Raw genomic sequence first — 16291 nt, forward strand, 5'->3', positions numbered from 1 at the left:
CCCGGCGACGCCTTATGGTGTCAGGATCGCAACTGCGCAGTTGGGGACGGTGATGCGGATACGGACCGCGGGGTTGACGCCAGTGCTGGTGCTGGCGTGCGCAGTGGTGGCCGCCTGCACGCGGCTGACCGGCGGCCATGCGGTACCGGCCGACCACGACGGGCCCCGGCCCGTGGCGGCGTCCATGCTGCCGGATCTGCTGATGGAAGCCTCCACCGTCAACGACATCATGGGATCGGCCGACATGCGGGTCAAAGACGCCCGGTCACGGATGTTCGACTCCGGGAAGCAATTCCCCGACCGCGACTGCATGGCCGCGTGGACGCCCGTCGAACAATCGGTATACGCCGACACCAACTGGACTGCGACGATAGTCCAGACACTCTCCGAAGCGGCGTTGGACCACTTCGTGATTCAGGCCGTGACGGCTTTCGCCACCCGCAGCGATGCGCAGAACTTCTTCGACGCAACCGCCCGGCGCTGGACACCGTGCGGCGAGCGGACCTTCACCACCAGCAAGGACGGCTACGGCGAGACGCCGTGGACATTCGACGTGGTCGCCGATGTCGACTCCACGATGTGGATGACCCAGCATCAGGACGACAGCGCGGGCTGGTCGTGTCAGCGGGCGCTGCGGGTGGCCAACAACATCGCGATCGACGTGCTGGCGTGCAAGCTCTACGTCAGCGACGAGGCGGTCACGATCGCGAACGGGATCGACGCGCGGCTGCCCAGCGTGTGACGGTCTGTTGCGGGTCAGAGCTTCTTGAGTCCGCGAACGATCCGGTAGAAGGGAACTGTCGCGGCCAGGCCGTTGCGCAGACTGCGTTGCATGGGGCTGAAATGAGCCAGCACGATGTAGCGGACACCGCAGTCCCGCCATTCGGCCACCCGGTCGATGATCTCTCCGGGGGTGCCGACAAGCAGTGTGTCCCGCAAGACTTCCGGCGGAATGCCCTTGATGTAGGACAGTGCCGTCTGCTCGTCCCAGTCATGGGGTAGCAGGTCCTGCCCGCCGCCGAAGCCGACCCCTAACGGGTGCTGCGCACCGTGTTGGGCGAAGAACTCGTCGGTGGCGTTCAGTGCCCACGCCTTGATCATTTCGGATTCGAGGGCCTGATCCACTTCTGTGGGACTCCGGCCGGTGACGACACCCATCCACAACGCCGGAACGATCGACATCGGGTCGCGGCCAGCGTCCGACGCCGCCGCCCGGACGGCATCCAGGCGCTGCGTGTACTCCTGCGGTTGGTGCGGCGCGGCGGGATAGAAGCCATCGGCATAGCGGCCCACAGCGCGCAGCATGCGCGGTCCGTGCGCGGCGATCCAGATCGGCGGCCACGTCCCGCGATACGGGGGCAGGTCGAAAAGTGCATTGCGCAGCGGGAAGTATGGTGAATCCCGGTTGACCAGTGCCCCATACGAATCCCACAGCGCCCGGATGGTGGCCATCGCTTCCTCGAAGCGGGCGACCGGCTTGGACCAGTCCACCCCGTAGGGCTCGTTGCCCTCCCGCTCGCCGGTGCCGATGCCCAGGATGGCCCGGCCGCGGGTCAGCAGATGCAGGGTCGCCGCGGCTTGCGCGGTGACTGCCGGGTTACGTCGGCCGGTGTCGGTCACCGAGGTGCCGAAACGCATGCGGCCGATGCGGTTGCGGCCGGCGATGTGCCCGAGCATCGTCCACGGCTCCAGGAAGGCATCCACCGACGGCACGATCTTGGCCAAGCCGGCATATTTGGTCTGCCACAACGCCCGGGGGAACAGCGCATTGAGATGATCGGGCACCCAGAACGAGTCGACCCGGCTTGCCACCGCTCCCAGGTAGTTGGCTCTGGTGAAGGTGTCGGCCGCCGGCCGGGCCGCGGTGATTCCGTCTTGGATGCCTACCCGAAACCCGGTCATGGACGCAGTGTCCTGTCTGGGCGGTGGTCGGCCTAGGGTAAGCGGCTACCCCAAAAGCCCATGGCAGGCCCTGACCCGGTCGATCCACCACTGCCGCCGCTGCGGTGAGGCGGCCAGGGCGTGCAGCCGGGCCGGGTCCGGGATGGCCGGCTGCACCGGCAGGTAGCCGTCGCGCTGCGGCGGTGCCGCCGCGACGTCCTCGACGAACAGCGATCCGGTACCCAGCCCGCAGGCGTGCTGCAGGTCCGGCAGTGCGGCCGCAGCCTGGAGGCCCGCGGCGATGCCGACTGCCGAGTCGATCGCACTGGAGACCACCACCGGGATGCCGATCTGGCCGGCGATCTTGAGAAGTGCCGAAATACCGCCCAGCGGTGCGACTTTCAACACGGCGATGTCGGCGGCACCGGCGTTGGCGACGGCCAGTGGGTCCGTGGCTTTGCGGATGCTCTCGTCGGCGGCAACCGGGGTGTCGATACGGGCGCGCAGGGCCGCCAGTTCGGCGACGGTGGCGCAGGGTTGTTCGAGGTATTCCAGGGGACCGCCGGCGGTCAGCGCGTTCGCTGCCTGCACGGCGTCTTCTATACTCCAGCCACCGTTGGCGTCAACCCGCACGGTGGGGATCAACGCGCGGACGGCCTCGACGCGGGCGACGTCGTCGGCCAGGGTCTGGCCGGGTTCGGCGACCTTCACCTTGGCGGTACGGGCGCCGGGGAAGCGCGCCAGCACCTCGGGCACCAGGTCGGCGGCGACGGCGGGCACGGTCGCGTTGATCGGAATGCGGTCGCGCAGCGGTGGTGGCGGCTGCTGGTAGGCGCTTTCCAGCGCGGCGGCCAACCAGTGCGCCGCCTCGGGGGCTTCGTATTCACCGAACGCGCCGAACTCGCCCCAACCGGCCGGACCGTCGATCAGCGCGAGCTCGCGAACGGTGATGCCGCGGAACCTGACGCGCATCGGCAGCGCCACCACATGCAGGCGGTCGAGGATGTCGTCCAGGGTCGGCATCGGCGGCATCGGTCCATGGTGCCGCCCGAACCGGGGCGCAGTACAGCGGCACCACGTTTTAGGGTGTCTGGCATGACGCCGACAGCTGATCTGTTACGCAATCCCCTCCACATGGGCCACCTGCTGGCCGGCGCACTCAAACGCCACCGGGACACCCCGGTGCTGTTCCTCGGCGACACCACGCTGACCGGCGGCCAGCTGGCCGATAAGATCAGCCAGTACATCCAGGCCTTCGAGGCGCTGGGCGCCGGAACCGGCAGCGCGGTCGGGCTGTTGTCGCTGAACCGCCCGGAGGTGCTGATGATCATCGGCGCCGGGCAGACGATGGGCTACCGGCGCACCGCGCTGCACCCACTGGGCTCGCTGGACGACCACGCCTATGTGCTGGCCGACGCCGGGATCTCCACGCTGATCATCGACCCGAACCCGGCCTTCGTGCAGCGTGCGGTCGACCTGCTGGGGCGGGTCGAGTCGCTGCAGCAGATCCTGACCATCGGACCGGTCCCCGAGGCGCTGGCCGACGTGGCGACCGATCTGGCCGCGGCGGCCGCGTCGTATCCGGTGCGGCCGTTGGTGGCTGCCGATCTGGCTCCGGATCACATCGGCGGCCTGACCTACACCGGCGGGACGACCGGGAAGCCCAAAGGCGTGATCGGCACCGTGCAATCGATCACCACCATGACGCAGATTCAGCTCGCCGAATGGGAGTGGCCCGCCGATCCGAAGTTTCTGATGTGCACCCCGCTGTCGCATGCCGGGGCGGCGTTCTTCGCGCCGACGCTGATCAAGGGCGGCCAGATGGTGGTAGCTGCCAAGTTCGATCCGGCCGAGATTTTGAAAACCATTGAGGAACAGCGGATCACCGCGACGATGCTGGTGCCGTCGATGCTGTATGCGCTGATGGACCACCCGGATTCGCACACCCGGGATCTGTCGTCGCTGCAGACGGTGTACTACGGCGCGTCCGCGATCAACCCGGTGCGGTTGGCCGAGGCGATCAAGCGGTTCGGGCCGATCTTCGCCCAGTACTACGGGCAGTCCGAAGCGCCGATGGTGATCAGCTACCTGGCCAAGGCCGACCACGACGAGAAGCGGCTCAGCTCGTGTGGGCGCCCGACGCTGTTCGCCCGCACCGCGCTGCTCGGCGAGGACGGCCAACCGGTGGCTCAAGGCGAGGTCGGCGAGATCTGTGTCGGCGGGCCGCTGCTGTCCGGCGGGTACTGGAATCTGCCGGAGGCGACCGCGGAGACTTTCCGGGACGGCTGGATGCACACCGGCGATATGGCCCGCGAAGACGAAGACGGATTCTGGTTCATCGTCGACCGGGTCAAGGACATGATCGTCACCGGCGGCTTCAACGTGTTCCCACGCGAGGTGGAAGACGTTGTGGCCGAACACTCCTCGGTGGCGCAGGTGTGTGTGATCGGCGCCCCCGACGACAAATGGGGTGAGGCGGTGACCGCGGTGGTGGTGCTGCGCCCCGAGGCGCCCCGCGACGACGCCGCGATCGCGGCGATGACCGCCGAGATCCAGGACGCGGTCAAGGAACGCAAGGGCTCGGTGCAATCCCCGAAACGGGTGATCGTGGTGGACGCGCTGCCGGTCACCGCGCTGGGCAAGCCGGACAAGAAGGCCGTCCGCGCCCAGTTCTGGGAAGGCGCCGGCCGAGCCATCGGCTAATCGCCTGAGGTGCGGCGCCCGGCGTGATCCTGCTGTCCTGATCAATTTCGATCTGACGTTTCCTGGATTTATCGTCCCCGTCGGTCACAACGGTTCGCCGATATCGGGGAGAAGTGCGATATCCTGCGGTTTACCATATTTACGAAACATAGCTGCAGTGTCACGAACATTTCTTTTCGCCCAATCAACACTGAAGTCACTTAGCACCTGATACTCAAGCTTGAAACGCTCGGCACGGTCGCCGACTTGTTTTGCAGCTACGTCCGTGACGATATCAACGCAGTACCAGTAGCGTAGGTCGTCAATGCTGCCGACCCTGTCGAAGCTTAGTTTTCCACGCTCGTAGAAGGCGTAGTGGTACGAGCCGTCGTCGGCGACGAAGAGGTTAAGTCCGTGATTGGTCCGCAGTCCGACTGGCATGGAGTGGACGCCCAGTTTCCCCGACAATCGATCGATTTCGCTTTGAAGTTCTCTAGATTTAGCGTCCAATGGGTGGTCCATAGTCATCAAGTATTCCTAACTTTACTAATTCCCGCACAGTTGGTTGGACGCCGTCTGGCGCAGTGATCATGTATTGCGTTACCCCTGGCGATGGCCTCTGCCCGTAAAAGGGCTCCACTGGTCCTTCAAATATTTGCCAGCCAGGTGGGAGTGGTTCGCCTGTGATCATGTATCGATTGTAATTTCCGTCAACCAATTCGGGGGCCAAGGACCTGTCCGAAAATGGGGTGCCGTCTGGCGCGAGATAGCGGCCACCCGCGGAGCCAAACCTATCGATAATCGTGCTTTCGGCTAGCTGTGCCGGCTGCGGGACGTACCCCGGCGGAAACCCGTCATTGTCAGGCCAGACTCGGGATCCTGGGGCGCCAAACCGGGCTTCAAACTCCGCCGGAGGAATTCCGCCCGTAGGGTGCCAATCCCGCAGAACTGCGGCGGGCGCGCCGCCCGGAGTGAGGATCTCAGCCGGAAGCCCCGCCCGGACCATGGCACCTTCGCCGCCGAACGGCAGGGTAACGGCGGCGGAGCCGACGTCGAAGGTCTTCTCGCCGAGGTAGTAGGCGAGGCTGGGCGCCTCGAGAGCCTCTTTGGCTTCTGCTACGCCTGCACCTGCCGGATTGAGCATCGTGCTGCCGACGCCCTTGGCCAGGCCGCCCCAGGATTCCAGGACACCGGGCGCGCCCGGCCCGCCCTGTCCCAGCAGATTTTTGACACCTTGTTCCGCGGCTCTCCAGCGGTCACCGAGTCCGTCGCCGTACCCGGGTGCCGGCCCCCGTTGCGGTTGCGGCGGCGTATAGCGCGGCAGCGGCTGTTGTGCCGCGACCACGGCGGCGTTGATCCGCGCCTCGATCTGGTCCGGTGGAACACCGTCGTTCGTCAGCACTTGGCGGGCCAGGACTTTGAAGTTGTCCACGTCCTTGGGGCTCAACGGCACTGGTGGGAGAGGGCCGCCTCCCTGCCTCGCTTGAGACAGCAGCCACGGCAGGCTGCCCGCCGCTGGATTATCCGACGTGTCTGATGCTGGGTTCGGCATCGCCGGGCCGAATATCGCTCGACCGCCCGCGTCGACTTTGGTGTCGCCGACCACAGCCCGGATGGCGGTAGCCAGGTCCTGGTCGGTCATGCTGGCGTCGGCCATCAGCTTGGTCAGCCGACGTTGCAGAGCGTCGAAGTCGTTGTACTTCTGGGAGCTGACCCGCCCGCTCAAACGTCCGTCGGTGCTGATAGCCCAATCATTGCTCGCTGCAATAGATTTGATGGATCCCCATTCGCTCTTGCAGGCCGCGACCTCTGCCCGGGCGGTGGCAAAGGCATTGGCTATCGCGGTCGCCTCACTCTGGTGATCGCTGATGTCGACACGGTGCCTGCCCAACTCCCGGCGGAACGCATCACCACCGTGGCCCTGCCAGTCCTTGAGCCCATTGCCCGCGTCGCCTAACGCCCCGCCGAAGTCGGCCTTGCGCGCGGCGCGTTCCGTGGCGATCTCGAACACCGTGTCCAAGGTTTCGAGATTCCACCTCTCGATGCCGTCGGTGGTGATCGTCATCCGCTACGAAGCGCCGGATCCTCTGGGAACGAGCACGGTAAACCTCCGGGCGTGCTCCTGCTCCATCGCCGTGTAGAGGCGGCCGCCCTCACGCATCGCCTCGGAAAACACCTGCACACGCCCGTGCAACCGCGCGTCGGTCGCCTCCCAGTGCGCATTCAATGCGGCCAGAGCTTCCGCGGACGAACCCGCCCAGGCCGCGGCGCAATCGCTCAGATAGCCGGCGTGCCGGGCGGCGAAGGTCCGCGCCACCTCGGTCGCATCGGCAACCCGCGCGGCGTGCGAGTGCAACAACTCCGGTCGCAACGAAATTTCCGCGGGATCAATCGGCGTCAACGCCATGCTCACACCTCCCGTTGGAGCCCCGAGCAGAAAGCTAACAAAGCCGCCGAAGCGCCGCTAGTCACCAGCGGCGACCATCTCCTCGGTCCAGGGATAGCCGATGTGTCGCGATCTGACCGCGGTGCCCCGGTACGGTCGCAGGCGTGAGCAGCAACCCTTTTGACGAGAGCATCTGGCGGACGGTGGACGGCTTCGCCGACCTGACCGACATCACCTACCACCGCCACGTCACCGACGCCACCGTGCGGGTCGCGTTCAACCGCCCCGAGGTGCGCAACGCGTTTCGCCCGCACACTGTCGATGAGCTGTATCAGGCGCTCGATCACGCCCGGATGTTTCCGGACGTCGGCGTGGTGCTGCTGACCGGCAACGGGCCTTCGCCCAAAGACGGCGGCTGGGCGTTCTGCTCGGGCGGGGATCAGCGCATCCGCGGGCGCAGCGGTTACCAGTACGCCGCCGGCGAGACCGCCGAGACCGTCGACCCCGCCCGGGCCGGCCGCCTGCACATCCTGGAGGTGCAGCGGCTGATCCGGTTCATGCCCAAACCGGTGATCGCCCTGGTCAACGGCTGGGCGGCCGGCGGCGGGCACAGCCTGCACGTGGTGTGCGATCTGACCCTGGCCAGCCGCGAGCACGCGAAGTTCAAGCAGACCGACGCCGACGTCGGCAGCTTCGACGGCGGGTACGGCTCGGCGTATCTGGCCCGCCAGGTCGGCCAGAAGTTCGCCCGCGAGGTCTTCTTTCTGGGCCGGGCTTACACCGCCGAGCAGATGCACCACATGGGCGCGGTCAACGAGGTCGTCGAGCACGCCGAGCTGGAAGCCACCGCCGTGCAGTGGGCCAAGGAGATCAACGGCAAATCGCCTCAGGCCCAACGGATGTTGAAGTTCGCCTTCAACCTGCTCGACGACGGGCTGGTGGGCCAGCAGTTGTTCGCCGGCGAGGCCACCCGGCTGGCCTACATGACCGACGAGGCCGTCGAGGGCCGCGATGCGTTCCTGGAGAAGCGCGACCCGGACTGGAGCGCCTTCCCCCGGTACTACTAGCGGGCGGGTTCGGCGCATCCCGGACCCGCATAGAGTGGCTATCCATGAGCAAGAGCCCCCTACGCCGCCTGACCGAGGCGGTCGCCCTGGCCGCGATGCGCCCGCCCGTTGCGCCGCAGCTGCTGGCGTACCGGCCGCTGGCCAAACCGGTACAGCTGCGCGGTAAACGGGTGCTGATCACCGGCGCATCTTCGGGTATCGGCGAGGCCGCGGCCGAACTGTTCGCCGCCGAAGGCGCCACGGTGGTCGCGGCAGCCCGGCGCAAGGACCTGCTCGACGAGGTGGTGGGGCGGATCACCGCCGCGGGCGGCGAAGCGATCGCGATCGCCTGCGACCTGTCCGACATGGACGCCGTGGACGCACTGGCCGCCGACGTGCAGCAGCGACTGGGCGGAGTGGACATTCTGGTCAACAACGCCGGTCGCTCCATCCGGCGGCCGCTGGCCGAATCCCTGGAGCGCTGGCACGACGTCGAGCGGACCATGACGCTGAACTACTACTCGCCGCTGCGGCTGATCCGCGCGATCGCCCCGGGCATGTTCGAGCGTGGTGACGGACACATCATCAACGTCGCGACCTGGGGCGTGATGACCGAAGCCTCACCGTTGTTCGCGGTGTACAACGCCTCCAAAACGGCACTGGCGGCGGTCAGCCGCGTCATCGAAACCGAGTGGGCCGGAAAGGGTGTGCATTCCACGACGCTGTACTACCCGTTGGTGGCGACTCCGATGATCGCCCCGACCAAGGCCTTCCAGAATCGTCCGGCGCTGACCGCGCACGAGGCCGCCGAGTGGATGATCACCGCGGCGCGTAGCCGACCGGTACGGATCGCCCCGCGGATCGCGGTGACCGCACGGGCACTGGATGTGGTGGCGCCGGGGCTGGTGACCACAGTCATGCAGCGCGGTACGTGATAGACACGAGGGCATGGAAAGCTCGTGGAGGTTCTAGCCAGCCGGGTGCTGTTTCGCCCAGCCGACTACCAACGCTCGCTGCGGTTCTACCGCGACGAGATCGGCCTGGCGATCGCCCGCGACTACGGCGCCGGAACGGTGTTCTACGCCGGGCAGTCGCTGATCGAGTTGGCCGGTCACGGCAACCCGGAGCACACCGAAGCCCCGTTTCCGGGGGCGCTGTGGCTGCAGGTGCGCGACGTCGCCGCCACCCAGTCCGAGCTGGAGAGCCGCGGCGTGCCGATCGCCCGGGCCGCCCAGCGGGAGCCATGGGGGCTGCACGAGATGCATGTCACCGACCCCGACGGCGTCACCCTGATCTTCGTGGAGGTGCCCGCCGGTCATCCGCTCCGCCGGGACGTACGCCAGGACAAACGCGCGGAATCTCAAGGTTGATTCGGCGGTCCAGCTTCGCCTCTCCTCCGTCGAGCCTCGCTGACCGCCGGGTTAACGGCGGGCAAACAGTTTGAGACGTCTCGGAGTACACCGGCGTTTCAGGTGCGCGATGGTTAGACAACGGCACCGGCGCCCGCCAGAATCGGTGCTGTGATGCGCTCGTGAGCCTTGATCTGTTCCTTTTGATCATCGTGGTGGTCACGGCGCTCGGCTTCGACTTCACCAACGGCTTTCATGACACCGGCAACGCGATGGCGACGTCGATCGCCAGCGGTGCACTCAAGCCCAAAGCGGCGGTCACCATGTCGGCCTGCCTGAACCTGCTCGGCGCCTTCTTGTCGACCGCGGTCGCGGCGACCATCGCCAAGGGTCTGGTAGACGCCCACCTGGTGACGCTGGAACTGGTCTTCGCCGGCCTGGTCGGCGGCATCGTGTGGAACCTGCTGACCTGGCTGCTGGGCATCCCGTCCAGCTCCTCACACGCGCTGATCGGCGGCATCGTCGGGGCGATGATCGCCGCCGTCGGCGCGCACGGAGTTATCTGGCACGGCGTGGTGTCCAAGGTGCTGGTTCCTGCGGTGGTGGCCACCGTGATCGCCACCCTGATCGCCTCCGTCGGCACCTGGCTCGTCTACCGCATCACCCGCAACGTCGACCAGAAGCATTCCGAGAAGGTGTTCCAGCGCGGCCAGATCGGCTCGGCCGCGTTGGTGTCGCTGGCCCACGGCACCAACGACGCGCAGAAGACCATGGGCGTGATCTTCCTGGCGTTGATGTCCTACGGCGCCGTGAGCACCTCGGCGACACTGCCTCCGCTGTGGGTGATCGTCAGCTGTGCCCTCGCGATGGCGGCCGGCACCTACACCGGCGGCTGGCGCATCATCCGCACCTTGGGCAAGGGCCTGGTCGAGATCAAACCCCCGCAGGGCATGGCCGCCGAATCGGCCGCCGCGGCGGTCATCCTGCTGTCCAGCCACTTCGGCTACTCGCTGTCCACCACCCAGGTCGCCACCGGCTCGGTACTGGGCAGCGGCGTCGGCAAGCCGGGCGCGCAGGTGCGCTGGGGAGTTGCCGGGCGGATGGTGTCGGCCTGGTTGGTGACCCTGCCGATGGCCGGCGGTGTCGGCGCTGGCGCATACGGCATCGTGCACGGCATCGGCGGCTACATCGGGATCGCAGTCGGCGTGACGATGCTGATCACCGCGGTGCTGGCGATCTGGCTGCGGTCGCGCCGGGCGCGCGTCGACCACCGCAACGTCAACGACGAATGGGAAGGCAGCCTGACCGGCGGTCTCTCCGCGCCGGACAGTCACCTGCCGGACCCGGCGGAGATCCCGCTCGTCGAGCAAGCCCTGCGGTCGGCGTTCAAGACCGGCCCCGAGATACCGCAGCTGAGCATCGTCCCGCCCGGGGATACGGAAACGCGCGAAACCGTCCGATCATGAGTGAGTGGTTCAACTACGCCGCGACCCTGAAAATTCTGGTTTTCGGGCTGCTGGTCGGCGCCGCGCTGCCGGCGCTGTTCGCGGTCGCGACGCGGGTCAATGCCGCCGGCAACGGCATCCCGGCGGCCGGTGACGGCACCGTCGGCACCCGCCGGCCCCTGCTGATCGCGCTCAGCTGGGCGATCTTCCTGCTGGTGCTCGTCGTGGTGGTCATCGGGGTGCTCTTCGTCGCCCGCGACTTCCTGGGCCATCACTTCGGCTGGTATCTGCTCGGGGCAAAGCCGAAGTAACCATCGGCTTGCGACTTCATCGAACGCCGCGTCGGCTGGAAGTGGGACGCCTGAGGCGGCTGGGGCGAGGTCTTCGGTGCACTTTCGACGTAATATCAATGCCGACCTGTCCGGTGTCGGCGCGGGGAAGTTGACGCAGTATGAACAAATTTCTCTCCTCGATCGTTGCGTGGCTGCGCGCCGGATATCCCGACGGCGTCCCGCAGACCGACTACGTCCCGCTGCTGGCGCTGCTGTCCCGGCGGTTGACCAACGACGAAGTCAAGGCCGTCGCCGGTGAACTGATCGGCCGCGGCGAATTCGACCAAGTCGATATCGGAGTGCTGATCGCCCGCCTCACCAACGAACTGCCCGGCCCGGAGGACGTCGAACGGGTGCGGCAGCGGTTGGCCGCCAAGGGCTGGTTGCTCGATGACGCCCCCACCGGCGGAGGGACGCCATAGCCGGCCTGTGCGCGTTGGTCGTTCCGCCCGGTAGTGCGGTGTCGACGCTGCTGCCCGCCCTGCAGGACGTTCTGGACGGCCGCGGCGCCGCGCTGATCCCGGTTGCCCCCGATGGGGATTCGTCGGTCCTGGACGCACTGCGGGTCGGAGAACCGGTCGATGACGATGTCGCGCTGGTGGTGACGACGTCGGGAACCACCGGGGCGCCCAAAGGGGCACTGCTGACCGGCGCGGCACTGCTGTCCAGCGCTGCAGCAACCCAAAACCGGCTGGGCGGTCCGGGTCGCTGGCTGCTGGCGTTGCCGCCGCACCACATCGCCGGAATCCAGGTGGTGGTACGCAGCCTGCTGGCCGGCACCACCCCGGTGCAGTTAGACGTCGCAACGGGTTTCGACATCGACCGATTGCCGGCGGCTGTCGCCGAACTCGGGTCCGGGCGGCGTTACACCTCGCTGGTGGCCACTCAACTCGCCAAGGCGCTGGGGACTCCCGCCTCGACGGCCGCCTTGGCCGAGTTGGATGCGGTGCTGCTGGGCGGGGGCCCGGCGCCGCAACCGGTCCTGGATGCCGCGGCGGCCGCGGGCGTGCGGGTGCTGCGTACCTACGGCATGAGCGAGACCGCCGGCGGTTGCGTGTACGACGGCGTGCCACTGTCGGGGGTCCGGGTGCGGATCGGTGACGACGGCCGGATCGCGATTGGGGGGCCGATGCTGGCTCGGGGCTACCGCAATCCCGTCGACCCGGACCCGTTCGCCGAACCGGGGTGGTTCCAGACCAACGACGTTGGAGCCCTGGATTCTTCGGGTCGCCTGAGCGTACTCGGCCGCGCCGACGACGCGATCAGCACCGGCGGGCTGACCGTGTTGCCCGGTCCGGTCGAGGCGGCGTTGTCGACCCATCCAGCGGTGGCCGACTGCGCGGTGTTCGGGATCGACGACGACCGGTTGGGCCAGCGTGTCGCGGCCGCGGTGGTGGTGGCCGGTGGCGCTGCGCCGCCGACCCTGGAGGCGTTGCGTGCCCATGTCGCGGAATCCCTGGACGGCACCGCGGCCCCGCGCGAGTTGCATATCGTGGCCGCGCTGCCCCGACGCGGGATCGGAAAACTGGACCGAAAAGCGTTGGCGCGTCAGTTCGCTTCCTGAGTCCTGAAGTCATCTCGGCCGCTCGGGCCGCCGCGATCGCGTCATCTCGAGACGAACCGGTGACTCACCGAGGGCATTGCGCCGGACTTAGACCGGTGGTCTAATTATTGGGCTGGTGATCCAACAGGCCGACAGCAGTCTTGTCGCCACTGCTACGAAAGAGTCTGCAACCATGCCCACACCCGCCACCTCCACGGAGCGCACGCGCTCCTTCGCGCGTGTCCTGGGGCCGTTCATCGCTGTGGTAACGGCGATGGTCGCGATCAAGGCCGGAAGCATCGGGAACCAGTTGACGAGCTTCTCGACTGACCCGATGTGGCCGTGGACGTTGGGCGCTATGTTGTTCGGCAGCGGGCTGTTCATCGTTGCGTTTCACCAATATTGGCGCAGCGTCGCCGCCGTGATCATTTCGCTGTTCGGTTGGTTTTTGCTGCTGCGGGGATTCGTGCTGCTCGCCGCGCCACAGTTGATCGTCAATGGAGCAGAAGCCGCCACCGAGACATCGAGTGCGACCCTCGGCGTCGTGCGGGCCGGCTTCGGACTGCTCGCCTTATGCGGTACATACCTGACATATGTGGGATGGCGGCAGAAGTCCGACTGATTCAATACCGCCATGCGGCGAGTCAAGAAGGCCCGTAACGTCCGGCAGGCCGAGGTGCTTGACCAGGCGCTCGCACTGTTTCTCGAACGGGGCTATGAGAATGTCAGTCTCAACGACCTTCTCGTCACGGTGGGTATTCCGAAAGGTGCCTTTTACCACTATTTTCCATCCAAAGAGGCGCTGATCACCGCGCTGGCCGAGCGCAGCGCCGCCGAAGCGTTCGAGGTGTTGCGTCCGGTCTTCGACCAGCCTGGCAAGAGCGCTCTGGAGCGCCTCAATGCCGGACTCGCCGCCAGTTACGACGCCAAAATCACGATGGGGGCTCCCGAGCAGATCGCGGCGATGACGTCACTGTTCATGCCGCAGAACCAAGCCTTGTTCGCAAGGATCGTGTCCATCTGGGAAACCATGTTCCGGCCGGTACTGACCCAACTCATCACCGACGGGGTCGACGACGGCGTCTTCGAGACCTTCGATCCCGAGGGTGTCGGTGACATGATTCAGGCATTCGCGGCCAGCTTGCAGACGAACCTGATCCGCGTGCTCGATGCGCCTGACGCGAAGGCGCGGCGTCAGGCCATCGACGACTGCGTCAAGCGCATCAAACTGCACGGCATCGCGACCGACCGCATCCTCGGTTTACCCGATGGGTCAACGACAGTGCTCAACCGCAAGCAAGTCGAGGCGATGGTCGCGCTGCTCAAGCCCTGACCGTGCTGGGCCCGCTCGTCGAGCTCAGTCGCCGCCACCGCCGGAGCCGCCACTGGAACCCCCACTCGAACCACCGCCAGAGCCACCGCTGGAACCACCACTCGAACCACCACTGGACCCGCCGCTCGAACCACCACCGGAACCGCCGCTCGAGCCACCACTCGAACCACCACCGGAACCGCCGCTCGAACCACCACCGGAACCGCCGCTCGAGCCGCCGCTCGAGCCACCGCTGGAACTGCCACCAGAACCACTAGAGCTGCCGCCTGAACCACTGGAGCTGCTACCGGAACCGCCCCCGGAGTCACCACTCGAGCCAGCGGAGCTGGATCCGCCACCGGAACTGCCACTAGAACCACTGGAGCTGCTACCAGAACCACTGGAGGCACCGCCGGAGCCACTGCTCCCGGAGCCCCCGGAGCCCGCGGAGTCACCACCCGAGCTGCCGCTAGAGCTGCCCGAGCTACCGCCCGAGCCATCGCTGCCCGACCCACCGGTACTGCCCGATCCACCCGAACCGCTACCCGATCCACCGGTACCCGATCCACCCGAATCGCTACCTGACCCACCGGTACTGCCGGATCCACCCGAACCGCTGCCCGACCCACCGGTACTGCCGGATCCACCCGAACCGCTGCCCGATCCACCCGAATCGCTGCCCGACCCACCGGTACTGCCCGATCCACCCGAACCGCTGCCCGATCCACCCGAATCGCTGCCCGACCCACCGGTACTGCCCGATCCACCCGAATCACTACCGGACCCACCGGTACTGCCCGATCCACCCGAATCGTTACCCGACCCACCGGTACTGCCCGATCCACCCGAATCGCTACCGGATCCGGTGCCACCCGAACCGCTGCCGTCCGAACCGCCGGGCGCACTGCCGGAGCCGCCAGTGCTACCGTCGTCCCCGCCGGTGCCGGTACCGCCGGAAGGGCTTCCCCCCGAATCGGTGCTGCCGGAACCACTACCGCCCGAATCGCTGCCACCGGAGCCGTTTTCGCCAGAACCGGTGCTGCCAGAACCGCTACCGCCAGAACCGGCGTCGCCGCCGGAACCGGTATCTCCACCCGGATGGCTGCTCCCGGTGTGACCGCCGCCGGAGCCGGCATCTCCACCGGAATGACCGCCCCCGGTGTAACCGCCGCCGGACCCGACGCCTCCGCCACTACCGCCGCTGCCACCCCAACCGCCCAGCCCGCCGCCGCCACCACCAATAGGCCCGGTGATGATCGGGATCGGAATCGGGAACGGGATCACCGCGGGCGCCGGGGGCGCGGGTACCACCGGGGCCACAACCGGCGGCGGAACCACCGCGGCAGGTGCCGGATTCAGTGGAGCCACAACAGGATTAGGCGCCGGAGCTGGCGGTGCGGGCGCCGGCAACGGCTTCGGGGCCGGCAACGCGGGCATGAAATTACCCGGCACGGGTTGCGGCTGCAGCGGCTGCGCCACCACCGGAGGCTCCACCCCGGTGGACGCGGCGGTCGGGCGGATGCCGATCGTCACGGCCACGGCCAGCGCGGCGCACCCGGCGACCAGAATACCGCCGACCGTGCTCCCCACCAATAGTGCGCGACCCACCGGAGGTGGCGGGGCCTCGGATTCGTCGTCTTCGGCTTCGTCGTACTCGGCTTCGTCGTACTCGTAGTCGCCCTCGGTGTATTCCACCGGCAGCAATTCGGAGTCGTCGTCGGTCAGGGAGTACGCCAACTGCTGTTCCGGCTCTGCACCGTCAGCCGCCGGAGCCGCCGCTGTGGCAGTCCCATCCGCGGCGCCCAAGTCGGGCAGCGCGGCCGCCGCCATCGTCGGCTCGCCGACAGTCGCCGCGGGCGCCGCCGTCGTCGCGTCTGCGCCGGGGTTCGGCAGCATTGTCGTTTCGCCGTCCTCGCCCTCAACATTGCGCGCCAACGCCACTGCTGAGCGCGCATGCGACTGCTCGGAGACGTTCTCGACTCCCGCCTCCTCGAGCGCCCGGCGAAGGTCGGCCATCAAGTCCGCATCCGACCAGCACAGCCGCGTGGCGGCCAACCGATGACCTTCCTCGGCCAGCATCCGGTGCGTGCCGGTCACCGTCTCGGTCAGCGTTTCGACCGGATCCTGCGTCAGGTCAAGCATCGACTCGTCGAGCACGGCATCGCCATAGGTGTCCGACTCGACGAGTGCCAAGCGGGCCAGCGCGCCGGTAACCGACACGCCCAGCGCGACATCCACCTGCGCGCCTCCTTCCGCTGCCCACTTCGATTCGCCAGTCTAGCCGCGCGAACCGACAGCGCAGAGGTGCAATTCTT

17 protein-coding genes are annotated in these 16291 nt (G+C 67.3%); 11 read left to right on the forward strand and 6 right to left on the reverse strand.

The window, feature by feature from the left end; all coding sequences use genetic code 11:
• The first annotated feature begins 52 nt into the window (after positions 1–52).
• Entirely contained in the window at positions 53–742 is a 690-nt protein-coding gene (locus ACZYY4_RS07480) for a sensor domain-containing protein (protein WP_463809046.1), read from the forward strand.
• Positions 743–756: 14 nt separating this feature from the next.
• On the opposite strand, the gene ACZYY4_RS07485 is transcribed toward ACZYY4_RS07480, so the two are convergent.
• Positions 757–1902: an LLM class flavin-dependent oxidoreductase gene (locus ACZYY4_RS07485; protein ID WP_463809048.1), complete on the reverse strand. Its 1146-nt coding sequence runs from the start codon at positions 1900–1902 to the stop codon at positions 757–759.
• A gap of 45 nt (positions 1903–1947) precedes the next feature.
• Positions 1948–2913 carry an o-succinylbenzoate synthase gene (locus tag ACZYY4_RS07490; RefSeq protein WP_463809050.1) on the reverse strand — a complete coding sequence of 322 codons (966 nt, stop codon included), beginning with the start codon at positions 2911–2913 and terminating at the stop codon, positions 1948–1950.
• 63 nt (positions 2914–2976) lie between these two features.
• Here ACZYY4_RS07490 and fadD8 point away from each other — a divergent pair, with 63 nt between their 5' ends.
• A complete protein-coding gene (gene fadD8, locus ACZYY4_RS07495; RefSeq protein WP_463809052.1) occupies positions 2977–4584 on the forward strand; it encodes a fatty-acid--CoA ligase FadD8 in 1608 nt (535 codons plus the stop codon).
• A gap of 84 nt (positions 4585–4668) precedes the next feature.
• Here fadD8 and ACZYY4_RS07500 read toward each other — a convergent pair whose 3' ends face one another.
• From ACZYY4_RS07500 to ACZYY4_RS07510, 3 genes are read right to left on the reverse strand one after another with little or no spacing between them, the layout of a single operon-like run.
• Positions 4669–5004: a hypothetical protein gene (locus ACZYY4_RS07500; protein ID WP_463809621.1), complete on the reverse strand. Its 336-nt coding sequence runs from the start codon at positions 5002–5004 to the stop codon at positions 4669–4671.
• A gap of 58 nt (positions 5005–5062) precedes the next feature.
• Positions 5063–6628, reverse strand: a complete 1566-nt coding sequence (locus ACZYY4_RS07505; protein ID WP_463809054.1) for a TNT domain-containing protein — start codon at positions 6626–6628, stop codon at positions 5063–5065.
• Between the two features lie 3 nt (positions 6629–6631).
• Entirely contained in the window at positions 6632–6970 is a 339-nt protein-coding gene (locus tag ACZYY4_RS07510) for a WXG100 family type VII secretion target (RefSeq protein ID WP_463809056.1), read from the reverse strand.
• 143 nt (positions 6971–7113) lie between these two features.
• On the opposite strand from ACZYY4_RS07510, the gene ACZYY4_RS07515 reads away from it, so the two are divergent.
• From ACZYY4_RS07515 to ACZYY4_RS07555, 9 genes are all read left to right on the forward strand, one after another.
• A complete protein-coding gene (locus ACZYY4_RS07515; protein WP_463809058.1) occupies positions 7114–8016 on the forward strand; it encodes a 1,4-dihydroxy-2-naphthoyl-CoA synthase in 903 nt (300 codons plus the stop codon).
• Positions 8017–8060: 44 nt separating this feature from the next.
• Complete coding sequence (locus ACZYY4_RS07520) at positions 8061–8930, forward strand: SDR family oxidoreductase (protein ID WP_463809060.1); 870 nt, start codon at positions 8061–8063, stop codon at positions 8928–8930.
• A 24-nt stretch (positions 8931–8954) separates the two neighbouring features.
• The gene (locus tag ACZYY4_RS07525; RefSeq protein ID WP_463809062.1) at positions 8955–9365 is read left to right on the forward strand and encodes a VOC family protein; all 411 of its coding nucleotides are present in this window, start codon (positions 8955–8957) and stop codon (positions 9363–9365) included.
• Positions 9366–9526: 161 nt separating this feature from the next.
• Entirely contained in the window at positions 9527–10810 is a 1284-nt protein-coding gene (locus ACZYY4_RS07530; RefSeq protein WP_463809064.1) for an anion permease, read from the forward strand.
• Positions 10807–11100, forward strand: coding sequence for a hypothetical protein (locus ACZYY4_RS07535; RefSeq protein ID WP_463809066.1), 294 nt, complete (start codon positions 10807–10809; stop codon positions 11098–11100). The genes ACZYY4_RS07530 and ACZYY4_RS07535 overlap by 4 nt, the downstream gene beginning before the upstream one ends.
• A 140-nt stretch (positions 11101–11240) precedes the next feature.
• A complete protein-coding gene (locus ACZYY4_RS07540) occupies positions 11241–11543 on the forward strand; it encodes a DUF3349 domain-containing protein (RefSeq protein ID WP_463809068.1) in 303 nt (100 codons plus the stop codon).
• Positions 11544–11614: 71 nt separating this feature from the next.
• Positions 11615–12685: an o-succinylbenzoate--CoA ligase gene (gene menE / locus ACZYY4_RS07545; RefSeq protein WP_463809623.1), complete on the forward strand. Its 1071-nt coding sequence runs from the start codon at positions 11615–11617 to the stop codon at positions 12683–12685.
• Between the two features lie 172 nt (positions 12686–12857).
• The gene (locus ACZYY4_RS07550) at positions 12858–13286 is read left to right on the forward strand and encodes a hypothetical protein (protein ID WP_463809625.1); all 429 of its coding nucleotides are present in this window, start codon (positions 12858–12860) and stop codon (positions 13284–13286) included.
• A gap of 12 nt (positions 13287–13298) precedes the next feature.
• Positions 13299–13997, forward strand: a complete 699-nt coding sequence (locus ACZYY4_RS07555; protein ID WP_463809070.1) for a TetR/AcrR family transcriptional regulator — start codon at positions 13299–13301, stop codon at positions 13995–13997.
• 24 nt (positions 13998–14021) lie between these two features.
• Here ACZYY4_RS07555 and ACZYY4_RS07560 read toward each other — a convergent pair whose 3' ends face one another.
• A complete protein-coding gene (locus tag ACZYY4_RS07560; protein WP_463809072.1) occupies positions 14022–16214 on the reverse strand; it encodes a DUF7159 family protein in 2193 nt (730 codons plus the stop codon).
• Positions 16215–16291: the final 77 nt, after the last annotated feature.

The organism is Mycobacterium sp. IDUB_21, from assembly GCF_055419425.1.

Bases quoted from the DNA above. Each gene is read 5' to 3' on its own strand.
- ACZYY4_RS07480 (WP_463809046.1), top strand. From the start codon at position 53: ATGCGGATACGGACCGCGGGGTTGACGCCAGTGCTGGTGCTGGCGTGC.
- ACZYY4_RS07485 (WP_463809048.1), bottom strand. From the start codon at position 1,902: ATGACCGGGTTTCGGGTAGGCATCCAAGACGGAATCACCGCGGCCCGG.
- ACZYY4_RS07490 (WP_463809050.1), bottom strand. From the start codon at position 2,913: ATGCCGCCGATGCCGACCCTGGACGACATCCTCGACCGCCTGCATGTG.
- fadD8 (WP_463809052.1), top strand. From the start codon at position 2,977: ATGACGCCGACAGCTGATCTGTTACGCAATCCCCTCCACATGGGCCAC.
- ACZYY4_RS07500 (WP_463809621.1), bottom strand. From the start codon at position 5,004: ATGCCAGTCGGACTGCGGACCAATCACGGACTTAACCTCTTCGTCGCC.
- ACZYY4_RS07505 (WP_463809054.1), bottom strand. From the start codon at position 6,628: ATGACGATCACCACCGACGGCATCGAGAGGTGGAATCTCGAAACCTTG.
- ACZYY4_RS07510 (WP_463809056.1), bottom strand. From the start codon at position 6,970: ATGGCGTTGACGCCGATTGATCCCGCGGAAATTTCGTTGCGACCGGAG.
- ACZYY4_RS07520 (WP_463809060.1), top strand. From the start codon at position 8,061: ATGAGCAAGAGCCCCCTACGCCGCCTGACCGAGGCGGTCGCCCTGGCC.
- ACZYY4_RS07535 (WP_463809066.1), top strand. From the start codon at position 10,807: ATGAGTGAGTGGTTCAACTACGCCGCGACCCTGAAAATTCTGGTTTTC.
- ACZYY4_RS07540 (WP_463809068.1), top strand. From the start codon at position 11,241: ATGAACAAATTTCTCTCCTCGATCGTTGCGTGGCTGCGCGCCGGATAT.
- ACZYY4_RS07550 (WP_463809625.1), top strand. From the start codon at position 12,858: ATGCCCACACCCGCCACCTCCACGGAGCGCACGCGCTCCTTCGCGCGT.
- ACZYY4_RS07555 (WP_463809070.1), top strand. From the start codon at position 13,299: ATGCGGCGAGTCAAGAAGGCCCGTAACGTCCGGCAGGCCGAGGTGCTT.